This window comes from Lactiplantibacillus plantarum, from assembly GCF_014131735.1.
Classification (GTDB): domain Bacteria; phylum Bacillota; class Bacilli; order Lactobacillales; family Lactobacillaceae; genus Lactiplantibacillus; species Lactiplantibacillus plantarum.
This window is the reverse complement of sequence record NZ_CP039121.1, coordinates 1,007,388-1,031,245: the sequence shown is the minus strand read 5'-3', so window position 1 is coordinate 1,031,245 and position 23,858 is coordinate 1,007,388. Positions and strand designations below refer to the sequence as shown.

General features: G+C 45.3%; 21 protein-coding genes. 7 read left to right on the top strand and 14 right to left on the bottom strand.

Going from position 1 to position 23,858, the window contains the following annotated elements:
- Window positions 1-101 precede the first annotated feature (101 nt).
- Window positions 102-566 carry an Lrp/AsnC family transcriptional regulator gene (locus E5260_RS04590; RefSeq protein WP_003642743.1) on the top strand — a complete coding sequence of 155 codons (465 nt, stop codon included), beginning with the start codon at window positions 102-104 and terminating at the stop codon, window positions 564-566.
- A gap of 146 nt (window positions 567-712) precedes the next feature.
- Here E5260_RS04590 and E5260_RS04585 read toward each other — a convergent pair whose 3' ends face one another.
- Both E5260_RS04585 and E5260_RS04580 read right to left on the bottom strand, forming a co-directional pair.
- Window positions 713-934 carry a hypothetical protein gene (locus E5260_RS04585; protein ID WP_003642742.1) on the bottom strand — a complete coding sequence of 74 codons (222 nt, stop codon included), beginning with the start codon at window positions 932-934 and terminating at the stop codon, window positions 713-715.
- A gap of 25 nt (window positions 935-959) precedes the next feature.
- Window positions 960-1,190, bottom strand: coding sequence for a hypothetical protein (locus E5260_RS04580; RefSeq protein WP_003642741.1), 231 nt, complete (start codon window positions 1,188-1,190; stop codon window positions 960-962).
- Window positions 1,191-1,413: 223 nt separating this feature from the next.
- Here E5260_RS04580 and E5260_RS04575 point away from each other — a divergent pair, with 223 nt between their 5' ends.
- Window positions 1,414-2,604, top strand: a complete 1,191-nt coding sequence (locus E5260_RS04575; protein ID WP_003644673.1) for a GGDEF domain-containing protein — start codon at window positions 1,414-1,416, stop codon at window positions 2,602-2,604.
- Window positions 2,605-2,864: 260 nt separating this feature from the next.
- On the opposite strand, the gene E5260_RS04570 is transcribed toward E5260_RS04575, so the two are convergent.
- Window positions 2,865-4,418 (bottom strand): ABC-F family ATP-binding cassette domain-containing protein, encoded by a 1,554-nt coding sequence (locus E5260_RS04570; RefSeq protein ID WP_003642739.1) that lies wholly within the window; start codon window positions 4,416-4,418, stop codon window positions 2,865-2,867.
- Between the two features lie 84 nt (window positions 4,419-4,502).
- A complete protein-coding gene (locus E5260_RS04565) occupies window positions 4,503-5,090 on the bottom strand; it encodes a GNAT family N-acetyltransferase (RefSeq protein ID WP_003642738.1) in 588 nt (195 codons plus the stop codon).
- 1,060 nt (window positions 5,091-6,150) lie between these two features.
- Between E5260_RS04565 and E5260_RS04560 the strand changes: the two genes are divergently transcribed.
- The gene (locus E5260_RS04560) at window positions 6,151-6,600 is read left to right on the top strand and encodes a VOC family protein (protein WP_003644674.1); all 450 of its coding nucleotides are present in this window, start codon (window positions 6,151-6,153) and stop codon (window positions 6,598-6,600) included.
- An 86-nt stretch (window positions 6,601-6,686) separates the two neighbouring features.
- Here the strand turns inward: E5260_RS04560 and E5260_RS04555 are convergent, their stop codons facing one another.
- From E5260_RS04555 to E5260_RS15385, 8 genes are all read right to left on the bottom strand, one after another.
- Window positions 6,687-7,028: a hypothetical protein gene (locus tag E5260_RS04555; RefSeq protein ID WP_003642737.1), complete on the bottom strand. Its 342-nt coding sequence runs from the start codon at window positions 7,026-7,028 to the stop codon at window positions 6,687-6,689.
- Between the two features lie 196 nt (window positions 7,029-7,224).
- A complete protein-coding gene (nagE, locus tag E5260_RS04550) occupies window positions 7,225-9,213 on the bottom strand; it encodes an N-acetylglucosamine-specific PTS transporter subunit IIBC (RefSeq protein WP_003644675.1) in 1,989 nt (662 codons plus the stop codon).
- Between the two features lie 189 nt (window positions 9,214-9,402).
- Entirely contained in the window at window positions 9,403-10,377 is a 975-nt protein-coding gene (locus tag E5260_RS04545) for a ketopantoate reductase family protein (protein ID WP_003644676.1), read from the bottom strand.
- Window positions 10,378-10,982: 605 nt separating this feature from the next.
- The gene (locus tag E5260_RS04540) at window positions 10,983-11,879 is read right to left on the bottom strand and encodes a DegV family protein (RefSeq protein WP_003644677.1); all 897 of its coding nucleotides are present in this window, start codon (window positions 11,877-11,879) and stop codon (window positions 10,983-10,985) included.
- A gap of 150 nt (window positions 11,880-12,029) precedes the next feature.
- Entirely contained in the window at window positions 12,030-13,310 is a 1,281-nt protein-coding gene (locus tag E5260_RS04535; RefSeq protein WP_003642733.1) for a homoserine dehydrogenase, read from the bottom strand.
- A 50-nt stretch (window positions 13,311-13,360) separates the two neighbouring features.
- Window positions 13,361-14,647 (bottom strand): O-acetylhomoserine aminocarboxypropyltransferase/cysteine synthase family protein, encoded by a 1,287-nt coding sequence (locus tag E5260_RS04530; protein WP_003642732.1) that lies wholly within the window; start codon window positions 14,645-14,647, stop codon window positions 13,361-13,363.
- A gap of 2 nt (window positions 14,648-14,649) precedes the next feature.
- A complete protein-coding gene (locus E5260_RS04525) occupies window positions 14,650-15,525 on the bottom strand; it encodes a homoserine O-acetyltransferase/O-succinyltransferase family protein (protein WP_003642731.1) in 876 nt (291 codons plus the stop codon).
- A 670-nt stretch (window positions 15,526-16,195) separates the two neighbouring features.
- Window positions 16,196-16,330, bottom strand: coding sequence for a hypothetical protein (locus tag E5260_RS15385; RefSeq protein ID WP_003642730.1), 135 nt, complete (start codon window positions 16,328-16,330; stop codon window positions 16,196-16,198).
- Window positions 16,331-16,948: 618 nt separating this feature from the next.
- On the opposite strand from E5260_RS15385, the gene trpX reads away from it, so the two are divergent.
- The 4 genes from trpX to E5260_RS04505 all read left to right on the top strand — a co-directional run bounded on the left by trpX (window position 16,949) and on the right by E5260_RS04505 (window position 21,251).
- Window positions 16,949-17,947 carry a tryptophan ABC transporter substrate-binding protein gene (gene trpX, locus E5260_RS04520; protein ID WP_003644679.1) on the top strand — a complete coding sequence of 333 codons (999 nt, stop codon included), beginning with the start codon at window positions 16,949-16,951 and terminating at the stop codon, window positions 17,945-17,947.
- Window positions 17,944-18,852: an ABC transporter permease gene (locus E5260_RS04515; RefSeq protein ID WP_003642727.1), complete on the top strand. Its 909-nt coding sequence runs from the start codon at window positions 17,944-17,946 to the stop codon at window positions 18,850-18,852. Before trpX ends, E5260_RS04515 begins: the two co-directional genes overlap by 4 nt.
- Window positions 18,839-19,621 (top strand): ABC transporter ATP-binding protein, encoded by a 783-nt coding sequence (locus tag E5260_RS04510; protein WP_003642726.1) that lies wholly within the window; start codon window positions 18,839-18,841, stop codon window positions 19,619-19,621. The genes E5260_RS04515 and E5260_RS04510 overlap by 14 nt, the downstream gene beginning before the upstream one ends.
- Before the next feature lie 274 nt (window positions 19,622-19,895).
- The gene (locus E5260_RS04505; protein ID WP_003642725.1) at window positions 19,896-21,251 is read left to right on the top strand and encodes an FAD-dependent oxidoreductase; all 1,356 of its coding nucleotides are present in this window, start codon (window positions 19,896-19,898) and stop codon (window positions 21,249-21,251) included.
- A gap of 963 nt (window positions 21,252-22,214) precedes the next feature.
- Here the strand turns inward: E5260_RS04505 and E5260_RS04500 are convergent.
- Window positions 22,215-23,075: an NAD(P)-dependent oxidoreductase gene (locus E5260_RS04500; protein WP_003642723.1), complete on the bottom strand. Its 861-nt coding sequence runs from the start codon at window positions 23,073-23,075 to the stop codon at window positions 22,215-22,217.
- The gene (locus tag E5260_RS04495) at window positions 23,072-23,845 is read right to left on the bottom strand and encodes a TerC family protein (RefSeq protein WP_003642722.1); all 774 of its coding nucleotides are present in this window, start codon (window positions 23,843-23,845) and stop codon (window positions 23,072-23,074) included. Before E5260_RS04495 ends, E5260_RS04500 begins: the two co-directional genes overlap by 4 nt.
- Window positions 23,846-23,858 lie beyond the last annotated feature (13 nt).

Genomic DNA, 23,858 nt, shown 5'->3' with positions numbered 1-23,858 from the left:
GTTAAGAAGCTATCCTTTCAGTAGAAACTTTACACTAAATATTAAAAATCACTGTGAAAGTATGCTATGATACTAATAATTACTTAGGAGGCGTTTTAACGATGGATAAAACCGATTTGAAGATTTTGAACGCCTTGCAGGCCGACGCGCGAATCTCCTTAAAAGCGCTCGCCGATCAATGCTTCATTTCTTCGCCCGCAATTTCCGCTCGCATCACTCGTCTGAAAAAGAGTGGCATCATTCGTGACTATCAAGCAAATCTTAACTTTGAAAAGCTCAATTACCACATAAAAGCCTATATTCAACTCCAACTTGAACCAACGCAAAAGGAGCGCTTTTACCCATTTGTTGCCGGCATTCCTAATATTCTGGAATGTGACTGTATCACGGGTGAATACTCTCAAATTTTGAAAGTGATTTTCGAATCAACGCAGGCATTAGACGAGTTTGTCAACCAATTACAAACATTTGGAAAAACGAGTACTCAGATCGTCTTTTCAACAAGTGTCCCTAACCGTGGCCTCACGTTGCCCGATGATCACGACATGTCTAAAATTAATCATTAATCCGCATGCACAGGGAAACTGTAGCTTAATAGGCGCACCGAGAAACCATGTTAGTTTCTCGATGCGCCTATTTAATGAATTCCAATTGCAATGTCAGAGATCGGTAGCCCGCTTCAAATCAAACCCAACTATCAGTTATGGGCACCTCAGGACCAATTCAATAACCTAAAAATCGCTTGTGGTGTCGTCACTTGATAATGACGCTTGAGAACTTCTAAGCCAATATTACAGCCTACCAATAGACTCCCACCTAAAGCCACGCCCACCCATAATTGTGGTCCCAACCAATGAATGGCAACTAAACTACACAAAAATAACACCGCACCAACAATCATTCCTAGCGTGTAACTCACAAACCATCGTCTCATTGGGCACCTCCACGACACAAACTAATTACGCGAATCGGTTCATCACATAAATTGCACCAAGTCCAATTCCCCATAAAACTAACAGCGGTAGTAAAACGAGCATGCCGAACTGGTACCAACCTAATACCATCATAAATAAAATCTCAACACTATGGCCGAACACTAATAATTGAAAGTATTCACGAAAATACCACTGCACGCCGATACCAATCAAGAAACTAATCAAGATCACACCATAGAACGTTCCATGCAGCATTTTACAAACTCCTTTTTATTGCGTTTGCTATCTAACCTTACATGGTAAGTATGCCGTATTGAGGCCTAAATCATCATCATATTTATGTAAAGACTAGGTTATTTTTCAGTAAAGACTGTTTGATGATTTTTAAATTATTGCAAACTGCTGTTAACAGTTACCTGCGTAACGTGTTATGATTAAAGGACAAATTAATTAAACGCAACAATTATGGGGGCGCACTGTGTTACATCTACTTACGCTATCGAGCTTAGGCCGAGATCTTTTTAATATCAAAATGCTAATTGTCATTCTCATTACAATTGGCCTGATCACCCTAATGACCATTCTGACCTACCTCCTAGAGCAACAGGTCCATCGTCGTCAAAATCGATATTGGACTATTGGGGCCCATGGTGCCGAGGCTTTAAGTGTCCTCATTAGTATGATCCTATTACGACAAATATTCATTACGCTGAATTCAGGTAGCATTATCAGTTGGACCTACGCAACGGTTCAATTAACGATTCTTCTGTTCAGCCTTAACACCATGCGCAACCTGGCCGTTGAAATTATTAACCTGTTAATGCCATTGTTCATTTATGGTCAGGCCATCTGGTTGGGCCACAGCACGCAGTACCTGCCAGTTTTTCTGGCCATGGCCATTATCTTGATTAGTACAGTCGTCTATATTACTCATAACTATCAAGAATTACACGCTACTCAATGGAAGTATCTCCTGTTCCAAATACTATATAGTGGCACTTGGTGGGGCGTTATTTGGTCAGTTCATCCGTTCAAATTGAGCCATACACTCGTCATCATTCTAGCCTTTGTCCTTTACATGTGGTTGATTCGTTTAGCAGTCAATCGCGTCCAAAAGTTTTTCAATGAAGTGCTCACCTTTGATCAACAAGTCAATTACGATGAATTAACCGGTATTCGTAACCGCGCCAGCTTTGACACGCATGCGCGTGAAGTGTTTGCCGCGTATCAGCACCATCAAATGGGGCCCGTCACTATGGTCATGTTCGATATTGACCACTTTAAAGCCTTTAACGATCAGTACGGCCATCTGGCTGGCGACGCCGTACTCCGACACGTGGCGCATTTTGTTGAACTTGAACTTAATCAGCGCAGCACTCACGGTCAGATCTTCCGCTATGGCGGTGAAGAATTCGTCATCATTTTTCGTGGCATCTCAGCGCTTGAAGCTGGTCAAATAATGCGTACGATTCAGCGTAAACTGAAAACAGTACCAATCAAATTTAACGTTCAAACGTTGAACGTGACCGTTTCAATTGGCATTTCAGAATTGCAACCAACTGACCAGACTTTCACTGATTGGTTCGTCCGCGTTGACGACTACCTCTATCAGTCCAAGCAGGCCGGTCGCGACCAGACCACGGTTGAAAGTCAATTACTAACGGATTAATAATTGTTCCCAAAAGGCCGTTAATTTGTAAATTCGTTCCCGATTTACAAATTAACGGCCTTTTTGGGTTTAGCGATTACCGATGGGGACAATGGCGCGCTGACGGTCCAATAATTACTGAATCGCCAGCAGTCCATTTTCAAATTAACTAGTCAGCTAACAATAATTTTCTCCTAATCAGGACATCCAAAAACAGTCCATGCTTGAATGTCTATCCACAGACAAGCCCAAGCATGGACTGCTATTAAAAAGGATAAGAATTAGCCTTGTCGTTCTTTCAAACTGAGTTTCTCGACGTTCAATTCCTTGTCAACCCAGCCATTCACAAAACTGCTCTCATGACTAACCAAGATTAGATTACCTTGGAAAGCCTGTAATGCACGCTTGAGGCCTTCTTTAGTTTCATCGTCCAAATGGTTCGTTGGTTCATCCATAATTAAGAAGTTACTTGGAACCAATTCAAGCAAGGCTAATTTAACCTTAGTCTGTTCGCCCCCACTGAGTAAGTGCATTGGCTTCATCGCATTCGCCGCATTAATCCCACACTTAGCCAACTTAGTCCGAATTGTCTTCGGTAACATCGTAGGGTATTCATTTTGAATCGTCTGTAACGGTGTCAACTGTGGGTTATCCCATTCCAAATCTTGATTGAAATAATTGATTTTAGCAGATGGCGAAAAATCTGACTTACCACTTAACGCTGGAATTACACCTAAAATTGACTTGATCAAAGTTGATTTACCAACCCCATTAAAGCCCTTAAACGCTAATTTTTCACCGTTGGTCATCGTAAAAGTTACGGGTTCCAACAACGGCTTTCCGTACCCAACAGACAGCTTCGTCACACTCAATGCATTTTGAGAACCCGTATCAAGGTATGGAAAGGCAAACTTGGCGTGTTCATTTTCACTCGGTGGATCAACCCGATCCAAATGCGATAGCATCTTTTCCCGTGACTTCGCCATCGTTGACTTTGAACCGGCCTTGTTCTTGCGAATGAACTTTTCGGCTTTTTCAATCACAACTTGTTGCTTTTCAAACGCCTTCAGTTGGGCTTCCTTACGCGCTTCTTTTTGCCGCATAGCCGCTTTAAAATCGCCCCGGTACTTAATAATTTTACCGAATGCCACGTCACAAATACAGTTTGTGACCTGTTGCAAGAAATCATAGTCATGAGAGATCACCATAACGGCCCCTTCAAAGCCGTTCAAATAATCTTCCAACCAACTGATATGCGCCGTATCGAGGTAGTTCGTCGGTTCATCAAGAATAATCACATCCGGGTTTTCCAGCAATAGTTTAGCCAAGATGATCTTCGACCGTTGACCACCAGACATCTCACTGATGACGTGATCCCGACCGATTTCATCTAATCCTAGTCCGGTAATTACCCGTTCCATTTCTGTCTCAACATCATAAAAATTATTGGCTTCCAAGGTCTCCTGAATCCGACCTGCACGTTCCAATAACTGGTCATCCATCTTTTCAGCATAATCCGCATAAAGTTGTTGCATCTGCGCATCTAAATCATACAAGCGTTGAAAAGCCGTTTTCAAAAAGGCGTATAGCGTCATGCCGGCTGGAATATCGGCGTATTGATCCAGATAGCCAGTTCGAACGTTGCGCTGCCACTTGATCTGACCAGATAATGGTAAGATCTGGCCAGTTAAAATCTTAATTAGGGTACTCTTACCCGCCCCATTTTGACCAACGATACCCATATGATCCGCTCGTTCCAGCGTAAAATTCGCATCGTCATATAATTTACGGTCCGCAAAGCTTTGCGATAAATCCGTTACTTCTAGTAAAGCCATGTTGTTTTCAACCTACACTTTCATTTTGACCCGTATTAAAACGGGCCCCGTCATATCACGAGGCCCGTTGCGATAGCCCTGATACTAAGCTAGCACCAAGTCTTTATCTAGTTCATATTGCATATGGAAGTACATCCGATCACCGATAGGCTTAATTCCTACCGATTCGTAATGATAACGGTCATAGAGCTTCTTAGCTCCTAAATTAGCCATGTCAACGTTCAAACCAATCCGCTTTTGACCAGCTTGTCGCGCGTATCTTGGCAGGGCGGCGAGTAACTTCCCGCCAATCCCATGACCCTGATAATTCGGGTCGACCGCAATCGAATCCAGGTACCATTCGTGCTCATAACTTTCAGCTTCAGCTTCAAATGCTGAACCAAACGCATCATTATTCGCAGTAACTCGTGCTAACACGTCGTCCACCGCGTCCTCATTTTTGTCAGGATAACCAAACGCTACCCCGACCACTTGACCATCGGCCTCGGCCACTACCGTCGTTGCCTTACCAGACAAATAATCAGGTGTCCGGTAAGCGGCAGTAATGGCCTGCTCTAAGTCAGGTTCAGGAATATCGTCTAGTTCCTCAAGTTGCATTTCATCAAAAATCATATTAATTAGCGGTGCTATCTGGCCCGCGTCGTCTTGATCGGCTGGTCGAATTGTTATCACGAATAGCCCTCCTTCTTATAGTAACACCTACATTACTATGAAAAGCAAGCATTGTCAAAAGTCGCGTTCGGTGTGAACGGTTACAGTTGTTGTTTTTTGAGTTGCTTCCTAAATACTGTCACATCCGTCCCATTATCAATCGTGGTATACTGAATAACACCGTCTTATACTCATTATTATTGGCATGAATCATGATTAAAACGTACCAGTTGTGTCAGTTCAAAAGCAGCCAGCTTAGGCCCGCTGGAAAAAGATCTATTTAGCGTAAACTTGCTTAGTTAGCGACGTCCTACACCGACTTCCAGGCATTTCTGCCAATTGCTGGAACGCGGTGGACACAGATTTAAGCCGCAGATCACGTCTTAAATACTGGTCTTCCACTAACCAAGCCAAGGACGCTTGCTAAGTGGAATTTCACCGCTGAGCATTGGCCGAAACGCCTTCCAGTCGGGACAGTATTCGAATGGCTGACGAAGATGTACCCAACCTTTGATGGACTTATCATTGTTCCTCATAAACGGTAATTTTGTTAATTACCTGTCAGTCTGAAAGTGATATTGTGGGAGCTCACTATTCCTCAAGTGGCATAGTAATAATCGAACGTCTCGACAAAGTGGTTAATGGAACCCTGACGTTTCGTTTAAGGTTCCGGTGTCAAAATAGTCAGCGACAAATTTTACCAAGTTAAGTGGCCGTTAATCTGCCATTCGAGGGGGTTCCAAAAACGTGTTCGGTGCCGCTAAAGCCTGTGCTTGCTACGCCAACGGACTAATGCCCAAACCGCATTAATCCGTTGGCTAGACAATGCTCGGCTTCAACCCGTGGCCTCTCACAGGCTTGAGACTGGAGGGGCTGGGTGACAATGCTCAGTAGCCAAATTATTCTAAGCTGGAAGTGGTCTGCTTCCGGCTTAGAATAAGACTCGTATTTGAGATGACGCGGGTTATGCGTTAGCTCAAATCGATGTCGGCTGCGTTCCAGCAATTGGCACCCAGCCCCGGAGGTCGGCATAGGACGCGCAACGGCTGACGAACAGCAATCTAACTGGTACATTTTAATCATGGTTCATGCCAAATCTGATGAGTACGACACGTTTAATAATGAATTATTTTTGAAGGGATTTGAGCTTGTGAATATTCGCGATATCGATCATTTGACCCTAACCGTTACTGACATTGCACGGTCATTACGGTTTTACCATGAAGTATTTGACCTTCCCATTGTGACCTTCGATGGTGACCGTCAAGCTGTCTTAGTGGGTAAACAAAAAATTAACTTTCAGACCACTAACCAGCCACACCAACCCATTGCGGCTAAGCCGACACCCGGCAGTGCAGATCTTTGCTTGATTGCGAAGGATAATATTGATGATATTCAGCATCACTTAAAGAGTTATTTCGTGGATGTGATTGCCGGGCCGGTTGAAAGAACTGGTGCCCACGGAAAGTTGACGTCACTGTATGTTCGTGATCCTGATAACAACTTGATTGAAATTAGTAACTATCATTAAAAAACACCACAAAGACTAATCATTAAAAACGCCCAGGGCAACTGTTCAGTAACTTGCGAACAACTGCCCTGGGCGTTTTTTGATCGTTATCTGGATATTTTAGTCAATCGTTGATCAATCTGCACTGCTAGCTGTGTCATTCCAGCGGCTGTCAGTCCCGTTGCTTCTGGATAAATCAGAACTCGCGCACTAGCTTGTAAGTCCAACACGGCTGCCACTGGTCGACTGACGACCAGCAATTGGTGGTCGGTCACCGGTAAGTCGTCCGCGGTTGCAACCCTGACCTTAAGCATCGATTGAGTTAGCGCCTGCATTAGTCGCTTGACTAGTCGTGCATCAAGTGCCGCGTCAATCACCATGCTTCCTGAAACTGAATTCTGTAAAATCCCCGTTGGCGTTGAGTTCAATACTAATACTTCGTCAATCATGTTACCGCCCCCCTATAATGCCAATAGTATATCGTGGGAGTCAGTGGGAAGCAATCAAACGCACTGTCCCCGCATCAAGTTGTTCATTTGCTGTCATCCGTTGCCTCGATAACCAATGCGACAAAAAAAGTTCCGCCTAAATCGAAAAGATTTAGACGAAACTTTTTCAATAAACCCAACGTCGACAGCGCGTAACTTATTCAGCTGCGCCAATCAAATCACCGCTAGTCACATGACCAGTTGGATTAAGGGTTAGTTTGTTAACGTGATCCATATTGGTGATAACGACCATCATGGTTGTCGCTTTACCGGCTGACTTGATAGCAGCCAAGTCAACCGTCGCTACCGCAGTACCGGCCGCAATTTCATCACCCGTTGCCACGTGTAACTTGAACGGCGTACCATTCATTTCCACGGTATTGATCCCCATGTGTAATAAGACTTCTAAACCACTCGTCGTCTTCAAACCGATAGCGTGTTTGGTCGGAAAGACACTTGTCACTGTCCCACTAACCGGAGCAACGACTTCACCATCTTCGGGTTCAACAGCGTAACCATCACCTAAGAGTTTACCAGCAAACGTCTCATCCGCAACCGCACTAATCGGCATTAATTGTCCCGTTGCCGGTGCCCGCAAAATCGTTGTCACCGGCGCTTCCGTTACAGTAGCAGTTTGCGGTTCAAGCGGGGCCTTTGATTCAGCATCAGATGCCGGGGTCGTCGCCACCTGACCAGAAAATAATTTTTGTAAAGCCTCCGCAACGAACTGGACTTCCGTACCGATCACAATGTGGATGTTATGAACATCCAGTACGTTCAAACCAGGCACGCCAGCAGCCATTACGGCCGGCTGATCAACTTTTTCCGTATCCTTAAGTTGTAACCGCAGCCGCGTCGTACAATTGTTGATCACACTAATATTGTCATGACCACCAATAGCCGCATAAATTTGCTTTGCTTGGCGCATATATTTATCATCCGTTGCTGCAACGGCCACCGCTGGACTAGCAGGTGCACCCACCCCATCGACATCTGCAGACACAACTTCACGACCAGGCGTCTTCAAATTAAACCGCTTGATTGCAAAGTCAAAACCAAAGTAATAAATGACGGCCATCACCAGCCCTTGAACCAGTAACATATAGGGTTGGTTGGCTAACGGCATCCGAAAACTCAATAAATAATCGACTAACCCGCCACTAAACGAAAAGCTGGCGGTCCAGTGCATTAACGCGGCGAATCCTAATGATAGTCCCATAAAAACGGCATGTAATAAGTAGAGCGGCCATGCCACGAACATGAATGAAAATTCAAGCGGTTCGGTCACCCCCGTAAAGAACGACGCAAACGCACCCGCTAACATCAATGAACCCACTTCTTTTTTTCGTTCCGGTCGTGCATTACGATAAATTGCATACGCACCAGCTGGCAAGCCAAACATCATAATTGGGAAGAATCCAGCTTCATACATCCCTGTGATTCCTTTAACACCATGGCTGGCCCAGAAATTGCCAATATCATTGATACCAGCAACGTTATACCAGAATACGGAATTTAAGGCGTGGTGCAAACCAGTTGGAATCAATAAACGATTGAAAAAGCCATATAGACCAGCCCCCACGAAACCTAATTTTGAAATCCCCGTTGCAAAGAGGACAATGGCATCGTAGACAAACGGCCAAACAAGGTACAATACCGCCGTCACAATCAGCATCACAAAAGCAGCCATAATTGGCACTAGGCGTTTACCACTAAAGAATGAGAGCGCCATTGGTAATTTTACTTCGTGGAACCGATTATAGAGCGCAGCCGCAATCAGTCCAGCACTGATCCCAATCAGCACATTGTTATCTAACGCGCTAAATGCTGGATTGATCTGACTCACTTTAACATTCAGCATCGTCGCTAATGTCGCTGGTTTTAACACCATCACCGGAACTTCAAACGCGATCAAACCAGCAATAGCTGCCGCGCCGTCCTTATTGACTGACATCCCGATAGCTAAGCCGACTGCAAACAGCAAGGCTAAGTTATTCAGGACAACGTTACCACCCTGAATCAAGTAATTTGCAAACAGCCACTGTTTTGGCAGGTAATTACCAATCCCAACCAAAATCGCTGCTGCGGGCAACGTTGCAATCGGCAGCATCAATGACTGACCGATTTTCTGAAAATATGTCTTCATACCAATTTCTCCTCATTCTCTTTTTAAGCACGTTATAAATCCTATCACAACATGTTTTCATTGCAAGTTTACAAGGTTATCTAAGTGTATAGACCAATGTCAAAGAAACCGATTTCAACCTTACTAAATTAAGTTTTTCCGCCCACAAAAAAAGTTCTGAAAATACTCAGAACTTTTTCATTAATAATCTTATTTTTCAGCAACGGGGATTTCCGGGTGCCGGTATTGCCGCATCATTTCTGCTAAATGGACTTCGTGAGTCACAAACTCATGCACGCGACAAACGTAGTCATGTTCCCGCCCAATCCTAGCAATATAGCCATTAATATAATCAACTTCGGTTGGCCGTCCCTTTGAGAAGTCTTGATACATTGATGGATAATGGTACTTATAGGCTCGACTGACCGTTTCAACCGAGTCGATTTCTTCTTGCCGCGTCTCAATGAGTTTGATGCCTGCCCTTTCGCAAGCATCATAGGCTTCGTTGAACATTTGAGTCGCCATATCCTTGACGCCCGGATATTCGATGAATTGGCCCATCTGAATCTCGAACATCGTGCACAAACTATTGGTGACCGCGTTAAACACAACTTTGGAAATGCACATGCCCATAAAATTATCAGACCAAATCGGATTTAAATCAGCCGCCTTAAAATCGGCCATCACTTGCTTAGTAGTCGTATCAATGGGACCTGCATACTTACTCATATGCATCGCCTCACTACCCTTAGGCCCCATAAAATCAACCGCACCCGGACCATTCAAGACCGTTGCAATCATCGCCGTACCACCAATAATGTGATTTTCCGGGAAATATTGTGCAATCTTTTCAAAGTGCCCCATCCCGTTCATTGCGGCGAAAACGTACTGGTCCTCATGAAATAACGACGCATCGCGCTTGAGCTCATCGGCTAACTGCATTTGCTTCTTAAAAACAATCCAAACATCTGGATGACCCTGATATTCTTCAGGATAATAAATATTAATTGGAACGACATGGTGATTTTGATGATCACGCGCCACATCAACGCCGCCCTGCTCACGGACCTTTGCGACGTTTGGTTCCCACGTGTCGATAAAATCAACGTCAACACCGGCGTTTTCTTGTAACATTACACCATACCGATATCCCATTGCGCCTGCGCCAATAATGCCATATTTCATAAGTAAAACCATCCTTTCGTCTTGCCCACTATGTGTATATGTTCCCCGCTCGCTTCAGTGCTTTTCCAATAAACGGGCCCGTGCTTACGATCTACTATGTGCTGTCACGTGATGTCGAACAACTATGTGTTTACGATGATTAACCGCGATGCGCGACCTAAATAATGACTACTATGTGTTAACTAAAAAATAATGCTATGTGTCACTTGACGAAAAAGCGCCCTTTGAATAATCGATCAAATTATCCAAAGGGCGCTTACGCGCGGTACCACCTTATTGCTAACCGAACTCACATCCGGCTACTCATCGCGTTCACAACAACTAAACGCGTGCACAATAATGGGTGCTACCAGTGAATCTCGTAAAATTCACGCCAATCCTTTAACTTTTACTCACTTGTCATCACACCTTCACAGCAACGGCGCTTTCTGAGCATCACAAGTCAGTTACTCCTTAAAGCATTATAGCTTTTTATCAAGTTTTAATGTTATAACCATAATATCATTTTAGTAAAATGTCAACCTTCGATGCAAAACTTTTTTAAAACCCAGCTGCCTGTATACGACAGTATCATCAGCAAACCGCACACGGGCAACCCCAACGGCCTATTGTTTTTGCTCCTGATTGAGGGTCGTCAACAATGGCTTCCAATCTAATGACCAGATCATTCCGAGCGCATGGTCTCCAGTCAAGACGCCTAAAACTGGACCGATAACCCCAGTCTTGACCCGGACTGCTGGAAACTGATAACGTAGTTCGCTCGCCCAATCTTCGGCAATCTGCGCGTCATTAGCGCTGATGACGTCCAGCCGAACTGGTAATTGACTGTTCATCACAAACTGACTAAATTCATCTTGAACAGCCTGTTGTGCATTTTTAAGCGTCCGTTCCTTACCTAAAAGTTGAATCTTCCCATGCCCATTGAACGTAATAATCGGCTTATTGCGCAACACCATCGTTCCGGCCAGACTACTATTGTTATAAATCCGGCCATTTTTAACTAGATGGCGCATCGAGTTAACGATTAAGACCGTCGTCGTAGCCGCCCGCAAGCGCGTCAGTTGCGCAATAATTTCATCTAAGGTATAGTCCGCCAATGCCATGGCCGCAGCCAGCTTCACCATGTTCGCCGTCCCCGCGCAAGCAGTTCGTGAATCAAACACCCGCACGTCAATACCGTCAACTGACGGCGCATAGGTCTTCAAATTATTGATCCAGCCACTGATACCACTACTCAACCCAATAACTAGAATTTGGTCATAGCCCGCCGCTTGCAGCTGATCAAAAACGACTTGCATCTCTGGCATTGAAATTTGAGAAATCGTTGGAATTTCTTTTTCAACTTTTAGTAATCGGTAAAATTGATCCGTCGTGATATCTACGTTCTCGTGGTAAACATGATTACCGAACATAATCGGGTCGTTCACCACCGTAATTTGGTAGTCTTTCACCGCCTGCGCTTTTAAATTAGCAGAACTTTCGGTCACCACCGCAATTTTCATAATTTCACTCCTCATCGTGTCAGTCAACCAACTGCCACGTCTCGCTAACTCATTTCAATTAGCTCATCCACTTAGCCATGGATATCCCATGGGAACTTAGCATCAAAAAAAGACGCTCAGATACAGTATACTGTACCTGAGCATTCTTTTTCAAATTGCAACATTTATGGGAGATGTTATTGAATTTTCGGTCACTTGCTTCCAGTCCGTTGTACCGGCAATTGGTATCAAAGTCAGTGGCAAGTTCGCACGCAGCTTTTTGCGTTTCACCGCACTTAATCCAGTAATCTGATAACAATCATCGGCAATCGTTTTTACTGAGAAATCAGCTTCATTAGCGTAATATTTCACGGCTTCTGGTGCGACCGGACCAATGCCTAAGTATGTTTGTGGTAACTGGTCAAATCGAGTGACCGTTAACGAGACACTTCTTTTCTGGTTACGAATCATTCGATAACCATTGATAAGGTGCTTGGCCGCTACTAAGACGTCATTTAGAACACTATTAGCCGTCGCCGTACTTCCCGCACCCGGTCCGGTATACAAGCTGGTACCAATGGCTTCACTTTGAACAGCTACAGCGTTTTGGACCCCATTGATCTGACTCAGGGGTTGATCAACCGGCACGGCCACTGGCGCCACACGACAATACAAACCAGATCCGTGTCGCTGAATCTGCGCGAGCAATTTAATCTGCCAGCCATTTTCAGCTGCTAATCGACAAACCGAAGCGCTTAAATGCGTGATTCCCGTGGGTGCAATCTGCGGCAGGCTCAACTCTTGCCCAAAAGCAAAGCGACTGAGGATCATCAATTTGTATGCCGCATCAATGCCCGCAACATCATTAGTCGGATCAGCTTCGGCGTACCCGGCTGCTTGTGCAGTAGCTAAAGCTTGTTCGTACGATTGCCCGGTTGCCATTGCACTTAGCATATAATTAGCCGTCCCGTTGATGATTCCGCTGACCGCCTGCACATTGTCCGTCACGTAACTATCTGTTAATGTCCGCAAGATCGGAATCCCCCCCGCAACACTAGCCTCGTAAAATAAATCACAGCCCTGTTTTTTGGCTAACGCAGCCAATTCAGGTCCCGCCGTTGCAATTAAGTCTTTATTAGCGGTCACGACAGCCTTACCCTGATTAAGTGCTGCCACAATGGCCTTTTTAGCAATTGCGACCGTCCCCATGACTTCAATGACTAGTTGGATTTTTCGGTCACAAACAACGTTCGTTAATGAATCGGTCAAGCGCGTCCCAATCGGTAACTGAACAGTCCGAGGCGCGTTCAAATGATTAACGGCAACTGCTGCTAGGTGCAACCGAATACCCTGCGTTTGTTCAATTTTGGCAGCCGAGCGGGTCAACCGTTCAACCACCCCACTACCCACAGTTCCTAACCCTAACATGCCCACTTCAATTGTCGTTGTCATTGTCGCACCCTCCGTTTCACATACTTTCAATCATCGACCATTCCGACCTATTAAACCTGTGCCAATGCTTGATCCAAATCAGCAATTAAATCATCGGCATTTTCGACACCTACTGAAATTCGAATCAAGTCAGGCGTTACACCAGCTGCTAACAATTCCTGTTCATTTAATTGCGCATGCGTGGTGGAAGCGGGATGGATAATTAATGATTTAGCATCAGCGACGTTTGCTAACAATGAAAAGAGTTGTAGATGTTCAATTAATGCCTTACCAGCAGCCTCGCCACCAGTCAAGCCCAGGGTGAAGATCGAACCAACCCCATTCGGGAAGTACTTAGTTGCTAAGTCATGGTACGGGCTATCTTCCAGTTCTGGATAATTGATCCAGGCAACTTTTGGATGTGCTTTTAAGAAGGCAACAATCTTGCGTGTATTGGTCACGTGTCGTTCTACTCGCAATGACAAGGATTCTAGACCTTGCAACAACAAGAAGGAATTAAAGGGACTGATAGTTGCACCGGTATCTCGCAGCGTTTCCGCCCGGACCTTAGTCGTAAAGGCTGCCCCGCCCAAATCGGCAAAAACGAGGCCGTTATATTGCGGATCTGGCGTTGTGAAATCTGGATACTTGCCACTCGCACGCCAGTCAAATTGGCCGCCTTCAACAATAACGCCACCCATGGTCGTCCCGTGACCACCGATAAACTTAGTTGCTGAATGTACGACCACGTCGGCCCCATGTTCAAGTGGCCGAACTAGGTATGGTGTCCCAAAGGTATTATCAACAATAAAAATAATGCCATGATCATGAGCGATTTTTCCAATGGCTTCAAAATCAACTAAGTTAATGCCAGGATTACCGATACTTTCAACGTACAAGGCCTTAGTATGATCGTTAATTGCCGTCTCAAAATTTGCCGGTTCGTCAGGATCAACAAAGTGCGTTGTGATGCCCAACTTCTTTAACGTCACGCTAAACAGGTCATAGGTCCCACCATACAAGGTGTTGGCCGCCACAATTTCATCCCCCTGTTGCGCAATGTTTAAAATTGCCGCGGTTATCGCAGCAGAACCCGTTGCGAGCGTTACCCCAGCCGTCCCGTGCTCCAAGGCGGCCACTCGTTTGTCGACCACGTCCGTCGTTGGGTTCGTCAGTCGTGTATAAATATTGCCGGCATCAGTCAGGGCAAAGCGACCCGCGGCTTGCTTGGCATCCTTAAAGACGTATGAAGTCGTTTGATAGATTGGCACGGCCCGTGCGCCCGTTTCATCAACCGTCTGGCCCGCATGGACTTGTAACGTTTCAAAGTGATAATTTTCAGGATTCGTTGTTGTCATAATTAATAACCTACTTTCGTTAAATTCAAAGTTGCTAACCAGTTTTGATACAGTTGATTGCTTGAAGTTTGCCAACTATAATCAACTGTTGTTAATTGTTCAGTAGCAAAGTAATGTTCAGGTAACTGAATCGGCAAGTGCTTACGTCGGTCGCGCAAATATTCATCGGCAAGTGTGCGGCGTTCGTATTCAGGATGACCGGTCACATAGACCGCGTGCAGCTTGGGGGCAGATAAGACGAGCGGTCCCACCTTCGGATTGTCAGCGACAACCTGCAATCCAGCGGGTAAGCGTTCCGGCATCACTAGTGCTGTATGCCGTGACTGTGGCATTTTTAGTAAGCCTCCAGCATTCAGTCCGCTAATCAGCGGTGACTTAACATCAGTACTAGTCGCACTATAAATACCGAATATCTTGTGAGCAACGTCACGCTTTGCGATTCCAAACTGTGCGTATAGCCCTGCTTGTGCTGCCCAGCATTCAAATAAAGTCTGGCTAACGTGCTGTCGTGACCAATCAATGATTGTTAACAATTCGTTCCAGTAATCGACTGCTTCAAACGGTAACGTCTCAACTGGCGCGCCGGTGACGATCAAGCCATCAAAATACTGATCTTGAATATCAGCCAACGTCACGTAATGTGCCGCGACCACTGCTTGTGGCAGGCTCTTGAAATGGTGACTAGCGGGATACATAAACGTCACAGCCACATCTGTGTTACCGGCTGCAAAACGCTTTAGGAACTGCCGCTCCGTCGTTACCTTAGTCGGCATCAAGTTTAAAATTAAAATCTGTTGTGCCTGATGACTTTCTTGACACGTTGCGTTCGCCCATTCTCCACGGGCCGCTAATAATCCATTATTTGCTGTGACTGTCATCTAACCGCTCCCTCTCACCTGTATTGAAACAAAAAAAAGCTCCCATCCATTAGTCTCTAATATGTTAGAAACTAACGGACGAAAGCTTTCGCGTTACCACCGTTGTTCGCTGCCATCTCACGATCACAACCTCGACGAGTACCCTGAAAAATCTAGGAAACCCCGCAATATATCGGTTGCCACCGCATGCGTAGCCACTACGACCCGCATCATGACTCCAAGCTCATCTTCACCGCACTCCTGAATACTTCTCTCACCATTACGAAGCTCTCTGCAAATCAGTGATGCGATTACTCTTCTCTTCAACGTCTTAATCTGTTTTTAATTTAAAACTAATTTAACACCACCTTTATTCATTGTCAACTCATTTTATTGTTTTTTCGTTATGTTTTACTTGAATGCTTATTCAAAACTTGCTGAATAACTAAAATCAAAAGCAGCCAGCTTAGGCCCGCTGGAAAACGTGCGAGTTAGCGTAAACATGCTTTGCTGGTTCGTCCTAAGCCAACTTACAGGCATTTCTGCCAATTGCCGGAACGTCTTCCAGTCGGGATAGTATTCGAATGGCGGACAAAGATGTACTCAACTTTTGATGAATTCGTCGTTGCTTTTTATAAACAGTTATTTTGTCAATCAACTGTCAGACTGAAAGTGATATTGAGATAGCTCACTAATCCTGAATCGGTGTAGTAAGATTTAATCTCTCAACAGAATGCTTTAATGAACCTAACGCTTTGTTTAAAGTGCCAGTATCAAAATAGGCACCGATAAGTTGCGCTAAGCTCGGTGGTCGTTCATCAGCCATTCGAGCGGTTTCCCGAAACGTGTTCGGTACCACTAAATTCTGTGCTTGCTACGCCAACAGACTAATGTCAAAACCGTATTAATCCGTTACTAGACAATGTTCGGCTTCAACCGTGGCCCCTCACAGGATTGAGACCAGGCGGGTTTTGCTCGGGCTTAAATCGACGTCGGCTGCGTTCCAGCCATTGGCCCCCCGCCCCGGAGGTCGGACTAGAACGAACAAATGCCGACGACCAAGCATCCGCATCTCACAAGATTTTCACCACAAATTTTAATATTTGGTGAAATTTATCCTTGACACTTTTTTCGACTTTGCCTATACTGAACTCATTCAATAACGAAAGCGAGGAACCAAGCATGTCAAAGTCAGTTACTAACTTGAACAGTTCATGGCAAAGCCGGCCGTTCAGATTGTAATGCCGTCCACACGGATACAATCTGGCAAACAGTTTGTATCTGTGCCGGCTCACTTTGATATTCAAAGAAGTCTGCATGGGTTTTAACACAGCAGGCTTCGGTTCCGTAAAGGGCAAACCAGAGCTTACTGGTTTGCCCTTTTTTATTGGCTTTGAACTTGCCCGAGCTTAAGAAATTTTTTGAGGTGATTAGATTGAAACGTATGATTGCATTCATTAGTGCCTTGATCGTCTTTCTGGGAGTGGCCTTTGTCATGACAGGCAAAACCACCGCCACGAAGACGACCAGTACAAAGAAAGTGCCGACGGTCGGCATTCTTCAACTCCAGACCCACCCCGCACTCGACGCGATTCATCGTGGCGTGGTCGCTGGTCTAAAGGAATATGGTTATGTCGATGGCAAGACGGTCAAAATCGACTATCAAAATGCCCAGGGCGATCAAAGTAACTTGAAAACCATGAGCCAAAAATTCATGAACGAAAACGCCGCGTTAACAGTCGGAATTGCCACCCCCGCCGCGCAGGCCCTCGCTTCTGCGGCTAACAAGCAAACCCCTGTTATGTTAGCAGGTATTACTGATCCATCGGGTAGCGGCCTAATTAAAAGCGACCAACATCCCGGTGCCAATATTACGGGGACTTCTGGTGAATCTCCATTGAAATCCCACTTAGACTTGTTGCGGAAGCTCGTTCCCAGCGCTAAAACAATCGGAATTATTTACACCACTTCAGATCATGGTGGTGAATATAACGCCAAAAAGTTTGCACGGATTTGTAAACAAGAAGGTGTGAAATACAAGTTATATACTATCTCTAACACCAACGATATGCAGCAAGTGGCTGAAACCATGGCCGCCAATGTCGACGCCGTTTATGCGCCGCAAGATAATGGCGTCGCAAGTGCCATGAAAACGCTAGTCTCCGTTACAAATAAGGCTAAGGTACCAGTCATTCCAGCCGTTGATACGATGGTTAAAGCGGGCGGGCTCGCAACCTTATCCGTTGACCAATATCAACTTGGTAAACTAACTGGTGAAATGGCAGCCCAAGTTTTAAAGGGCAAAGCAACTAGCGACTACCCAATCAAAGTCATCACTAAGGGTAAGATGACCATCAATTTAAGTGAAGCTAAAAAGCTCGGCATCAAGTTCCCAGCAAGTGTCCTTAAAGAAGCCAAAGCGAAAGGGGTTATTTACAAATGAGTATGATCGTATCGAGTATCGGCCAAGGCCTCTTGTGGGCAACCTTAGGCGTCGCATTATTTTTGACATTTCGAATTCTTGATTTTCCTGATATGACCGTCGAAGGGACGTTTCCACTCGGTGCGGCCACTGCTGTCATGGCGATTAGCCATGGAATGGGCCCCGTTACCGCTTCCCTGTTAGCCTTCGTTGCGGGCGCGATTACCGGCCTGGTCACCGGTCTACTTTATACCAAGGGTAAAGTGCCCATTCTCTTAGCCGGGATTCTAGTGATGACCGCGTGCTTATCAATCAATTTGCGCATTATGGGCGGCAGTTCCAACGTTTCATTGCTAGGCAAACAAACTATTTTTTCTAATCACTTTTTGGAATCACTGCCTAAATATTTTGACAGCGTCTTTGTTGGCCTAGTAGTGATCAGTATCATTACCGTGCTTCTGATTGTCTTCTTGCAAACTAACCTCGGCCAAGCCTTCATTGTCACTGGTGACAATCGTGAAATGGCACGTTCAATTGGTATTAACACCGATAACATGACCATCATGGGATTGATGGTCTCTAACGGTATCATTGGCCTGGGCGGCGCATTAATTGCGCAAAATAACGGTTATGCCGATGTCAGCATGGGAATCGGAATCATCGTAATTGCGCTAGCCTCGATCATCATCGGTGAAGTTGTCTTTGGTGAATTAACGTTGAATCAACGACTCGTTGCGGTTACCCTCGGCAGTATTTTGTATCAGTTCGTGCGCCTGTTAGTCCTCCAACTGGGCTTCAACACCAACGACATGAACCTGTTATCCGCATTAATTCTGGCAATCTGCTTAATGTTACCGCAATTCAGTAAAGTTCTACATCTTAATCACGTTTTAAAGAAGGGAGTGGCCCGTTATGACGAACAGTAGTGCCCCATTATTATCATTAAAAAATATCGTGACCAAAGTTAATTCGGGAACCCCGAATGAGGTCAAAATTTTGCGGGGCCTGAACTTAGACGTCTATGATGGTGATTTTATTACCGTACTTGGTTCAAATGGTGCTGGTAAGTCGACCCTCTTCAACACGATCAGTGGCGAGTTACCGGTTGATAGTGGCACCATCCAGTTACGTGACCAGGACATCACCCGACTATCCGTTGAAAAGCGGACCGCTTTCCTGGCGCGCGTTTTCCAAGACCCCAAGATGGGCACCGCACCCCGGATGACCGTTGCCGAAAACTTACTGCTTGCCAGCCAACGTGGTAAGCGACGTACGTTAAAATTACGCCAATTGAAAAAGCACCTGCCCCACTTTCAAGCCTTAACGGAAACGATGGATGGCAACGGTCTTTCAGCTCGGCTCAACACGGCAACAGAAAATTTATCTGGGGGGCAGCGCCAGGCTCTGAGCTTTTTAATGGCTACCGAGCAGCGCCCTGATCTCTTGTTACTAGATGAACACACAGCCGCACTCGATCCTAAGACCAGCGCTCAACTAATGACACAAACGAATCAACGGGTCACGGAGGAAAAGTTAACGTGTCTGATGATCACCCACCATTTAGACGATGCGCTTCGCTATGGTAATCGCCTGATTGTCCTTGATCAGGGCCAGATTAAGTATGATGTTCGTGATGAGGAAAAAGCCCAATTGACCAAAGAAAAGTTGCTAAGTTTCTTCGATATTATTGAATAATCATTAAGTCCATCCCTATTAATACTGACACCCAGTCATCAATTTTTTGATGATTGGGTGTTTTTTGCAGCTAATTGTAACCGTTTTAGTTGTGAACAATTTATTTTAGTGCTATATTCTAACTAGAATATTTCTAAACTAAATGGTGTCGACGGGCACAGCTATTTTTCACTGATAATTTAGAATAATTACAAACTACCCTTGCCGACAAACTTAGTTCGTGTTATATTCTATTTAGAACAGTTCTAAACTAAAATTTGGAGGCTTTACAATTATGAAAGTTATTGTCGTTGGTTCTTCTCATGGTGGTTATGAAACGGTTCGCGGTATTTTAGCCGCTCAACCAGATACTGAAATTCAATGGTATGAAAAAGGTAATTTTCTGTCATTCCTCTCATGTGGGATGCAATTATACCTCGAAGGTGCCGTTAAAGACGTTAACTCCGTCAGCTATGCCACTCCTGCTGGCATGCAAGCCCAAGGCGTTCACGTCTTTGTAAATAGTGAAATTAGTAAGGTCGACCCTGCTAGTCACAGTGTGCACGTCATTGACCACGCCACTGGTGACGAACGTGATGAAGCTTATGACAAGCTAGTCCTAAGTGTCGGCGCGGTACCATTTGACCTACCAGTACCCGGCCATGACTTAGCCAACATCTACGCAATGCGTGGACGCGACTGGGCCATCAAATTAAAGGCCAAGACCGTTGACCCTAGCGTTAAGAATGTGGTTGTCATTGGCTCCGGTTATATTGGGATTGAAGCGGCTGAAGTCTTTGCCAAAGCTGGCATGCACGTCACGGTTATCGACCTATTACCACGTTTACTTAGTCTTTACCTTGATCAAGAATTCACGGATATCTTGACTAAGACGATGGCCGATCACGGCATCTATGCTGCAGTTGGCCAAGGTATTAAAGCGTATGAAGGTGTTGACGGCCACGTCACCAAAGTAGTGACCGATCAAGGCGAATATCCAGCTGACCTGGTCGTAACTGCCGCCGGGATTCGGCCAGCAACTGGCTTCTTGAAGGGCGTTGTCGACTTAGATGATCACGGTTTGATCAAGATCAACGACCACCTCCAAACGAGTGACACTGACATTTACGCCGTCGGGGACGCGACCTTAGTCCCATTTGCCCCAACTGGCAAGGATAACCGCATTGCGTTAGCCACTAACGCTCGTCGGCAAGGTCGGATTGCCGCTAAGAACTTACTTGGCGAAAACGTACCAATGCCTGCTGTTTCTGGTTCATCCGCACTTTCCGTCTTTGACTACCACTTTGCTTCCACTGGTGTTAAAGAAGGCACGGCTGACAAGCTGGGCGTTAAGACGGCATCCGTGTTAGTCACCGATACCATTCGGCCTAAGTTTGTCTCTGAAGATGCTGGCAACACCAAAGTTTGGTTCAAACTAACCTTTGACCCAACTGATGGTCGCGTGCTTGGTGCGCAAATCATGTCGAAGTACGATGTTACTGCTAACATCAACGCTATCTCAGTGGCTATTCAAGCTAAACTGACTGTTGCTGACTTAGCTTACACGGACTTCTTCTTCCAACCAGGCTTCGACCGTCCTTGGAACATTATCAACGTCGCTGCCCAAAAAGCAGCCGCAACCTTAAACTAAATCAATTAGGCCTTAATTAAGCCATGAAACATCAAACGGATTCCTCAGCCACACATCGTTGAAGAATCCGTTTTTTAATGCATCAAAATGCTAGTCATCAAGATTGACAGTATACCAAGTTTATTTTTAGATATCGTTTCATAAAATACCATGCTAGACGTTGTACTAGTTATTACTCAGCATGAATCGTGATTAAAACGTGCCAGTTAAATTACTGTTCGTCAGCCGGTGCGCGTCCTATGCCTACCTCCGGGGCTGGGTGCCAATTGCTGGAACGCAGCCGACGTCGATTTGAGCTAACGCATAACCCGCGTCATCTCAAATACGAGTCTTATTCTAAGCCGGAAGAAAAACACTTCCAGCTAAGAATAATTTGGCTACTGAGCATTGTCACCCAGCCCCTCCAGTCGGGAAGCCGCTCAAATGGCAAATGAACAGCCACTTAACTTGGTACAATTAGTCGCTGACTATATTTTTTACTGGAAATTTAAACATAATGTTAGGGTGGCGTTAACCACTTTGTCGAGACGTTTAATTATTACTATGGTGATTTGGGAATAGTAAATTATTACAATATCATTTTCTGTCTGACCCGAGCACGTTTCACCAATATGGCATTAAAGCGTGGAAGACCAGTATTTAAGACGTGGTCTGCGGCTTAAATCTGTGTCCACCGCGTTCCAGCAATTGGCAGAAATGCCTGGAAGTCGGCGTAGGACGCGCCAACTAAGTAATTTTACGCTAACTCGAACTTTTTTCCAGCAGGCCTAAGCTGGCTGCTTTTGAACTGACATAACTGGCACGTTTTAATCACGATTCATGACAAATTACCTCGCATAATGCGTATCATGTTAATAAAAGACGGGGATTCAGAAAGATTAAACTCGCTGAATTCCCGCCTTGATAACTATTATTTCAATAAATATATGATGTTTGAGCGACTTTCATCAAGTCAGCCACGTGCTAATAAATATTAATCAATCCCTGAGTTCCTTGATCACCCAAGCCTTTGACATCGACCATTACTTCATAAAGTCGTTTAGCCTGCGCCGTCGCAACCAGATTAAGTCCCATCGCATCCGCCTCACTCAAAGCAATCCGCAAATCTTTAAGAAAATGGCGGGCAAAAAAGCCGGGCGTGTAATCGTCCTTCAGAATCCGGGGCACGTAATTATCCATGCTCCAGTTGTCAGCACCACCGCTAGATAACGTTGCCAAGACTTTTTCCGGATCAAGACCGGCTGCCTTGGTATACAATAACATTTCAGTTAACCCAGTCATCGTCCCTGCAATCATGATCTGATTGGCCATCTTGGCATGTTGACCAGTACCAGCATCCCCAAAATGATTGACCTTGTGACCAAGCACATTAAATAATGGTAACATCGCCTCGTACGTATCGGCATCGCCACCGACCATCACCGTCAAAGTGGCGTTTTTGGCGCCAATATCACCGCCGGACACGGGCGCATCCAAAGCGTGCATGTCATGTTCACGCGCGTACGTCGCAATTTTAACGGCTAACTTGGGTTGGCTCGTCGTCATGTCAATTACCGTTTTTCCAGCGGCCAATCCACTGAAAATCCCGTGATCACCAAAATAAACTTGTTCGACGTCCCGTGGGAACCCAACCATGGTGAAAATCACGTCACTCGTTTCTGCCACGGCAGCCGGTGTATCAGCCCAAGTGGCCCCCGCCGCAACTAGCGCATCCGCCTTACTTTTTGTTCGATTATAAACCGTCACGTCATAGCCGGCCGTCATCAGGTTACGGACAATCGCTGCCCCCATGACGCCGGTACCAATCCAACCTAATTTCATCATTTACGCACCTTTCCTTCCACGCACTGTTCATTGCGGCGCCGACGCCAAAAATGAATCAGCAACGTAATAATAAATGCTACTAATACGATACCACCAAAAGCCGTTGCGGGAATATCCCAACCAATGGCAGGAATTGAAATAAATAATTTGATGGCAATCAAGACAATCAAGCAATACGCCATGGTTTCCAACTCGGGAATCTTGCGCATTAAGCGCATAATGACCTCGGCAATGCCCCGCATGCAGGCAATCCCAATCATCCCACCAATCAAAACAATCACCGGATTATCCGAAATTGCCAATGACGCCAATACAGAATCAATTGAGAAAATGATATCCATCATTTCAATCTGAATGACGACCGACCAGAAGTTGCTTAGTCCGAAGAAGCGTCGTTGTTGCTTGGGTTTCTGTGCCACCTTGGCCCCATTTTTCGGCTGACTAAAGTATCGATACACCAAGTACCCAAGGTAAGCCGCACCTAACACTTTGATCTCCCAAAAACTGATCAAATACGTGCCAATCCCAATGATTAAAAACCGAAAGATATAGGCCCCCCACAAGCCATAGAATAACGATTTTTCCCGCTCTTGTAAATTATCTAAACTCTGGGTCTGAGCAGCTAAGACAACGGCATTATCAACTGATAGTAAACACTCAATAATTGCTAACGATAAAATGATTAACCAGTCATTAGCAGATGTGATGACGTTACCCCAGTTAGTCGCACTGAAGAAGGGTCCATACAACTGTTCGATTAAATGTAACAAACGGCATCCTCTT

Coding starts and splice junctions, on each gene's coding strand:
- E5260_RS04585 (WP_003642742.1), bottom strand. CDS start 934: ATGAGACGATGGTTTGTGAGTTACACGCTAGGAATGATTGTTGGTGCG.
- trpX (WP_003644679.1), top strand. CDS start 16,949: ATGATTGCATTCATTAGTGCCTTGATCGTCTTTCTGGGAGTGGCCTTT.
- E5260_RS04545 (WP_003644676.1), bottom strand. CDS start 10,377: ATGAAATATGGCATTATTGGCGCAGGCGCAATGGGATATCGGTATGGT.
- E5260_RS04555 (WP_003642737.1), bottom strand. CDS start 7,028: ATGATTGACGAAGTATTAGTATTGAACTCAACGCCAACGGGGATTTTA.
- E5260_RS04570 (WP_003642739.1), bottom strand. CDS start 4,418: ATGGCTTTACTAGAAGTAACGGATTTATCGCAAAGCTTTGCGGACCGT.
- E5260_RS04560 (WP_003644674.1), top strand. CDS start 6,151: ATGGTTCATGCCAAATCTGATGAGTACGACACGTTTAATAATGAATTA.
- E5260_RS04530 (WP_003642732.1), bottom strand. CDS start 14,647: ATGACAACAACGAATCCTGAAAATTATCACTTTGAAACGTTACAAGTC.
- E5260_RS04510 (WP_003642726.1), top strand. CDS start 18,839: ATGACGAACAGTAGTGCCCCATTATTATCATTAAAAAATATCGTGACC.
- E5260_RS04590 (WP_003642743.1), top strand. CDS start 102: ATGGATAAAACCGATTTGAAGATTTTGAACGCCTTGCAGGCCGACGCG.
- E5260_RS04540 (WP_003644677.1), bottom strand. CDS start 11,879: ATGAAAATTGCGGTGGTGACCGAAAGTTCTGCTAATTTAAAAGCGCAG.
- nagE (WP_003644675.1), bottom strand. CDS start 9,213: ATGAAGACATATTTTCAGAAAATCGGTCAGTCATTGATGCTGCCGATT.
- E5260_RS04535 (WP_003642733.1), bottom strand. CDS start 13,310: ATGACAACGACAATTGAAGTGGGCATGTTAGGGTTAGGAACTGTGGGT.
- E5260_RS04505 (WP_003642725.1), top strand. CDS start 19,896: ATGAAAGTTATTGTCGTTGGTTCTTCTCATGGTGGTTATGAAACGGTT.
- E5260_RS04525 (WP_003642731.1), bottom strand. CDS start 15,525: ATGACAGTCACAGCAAATAATGGATTATTAGCGGCCCGTGGAGAATGG.
- E5260_RS04515 (WP_003642727.1), top strand. CDS start 17,944: ATGAGTATGATCGTATCGAGTATCGGCCAAGGCCTCTTGTGGGCAACC.
- E5260_RS04580 (WP_003642741.1), bottom strand. CDS start 1,190: ATGCTGCATGGAACGTTCTATGGTGTGATCTTGATTAGTTTCTTGATT.
- E5260_RS04500 (WP_003642723.1), bottom strand. CDS start 23,075: ATGATGAAATTAGGTTGGATTGGTACCGGCGTCATGGGGGCAGCGATT.
- E5260_RS15385 (WP_003642730.1), bottom strand. CDS start 16,330: ATGGCTGATGAACGACCACCGAGCTTAGCGCAACTTATCGGTGCCTAT.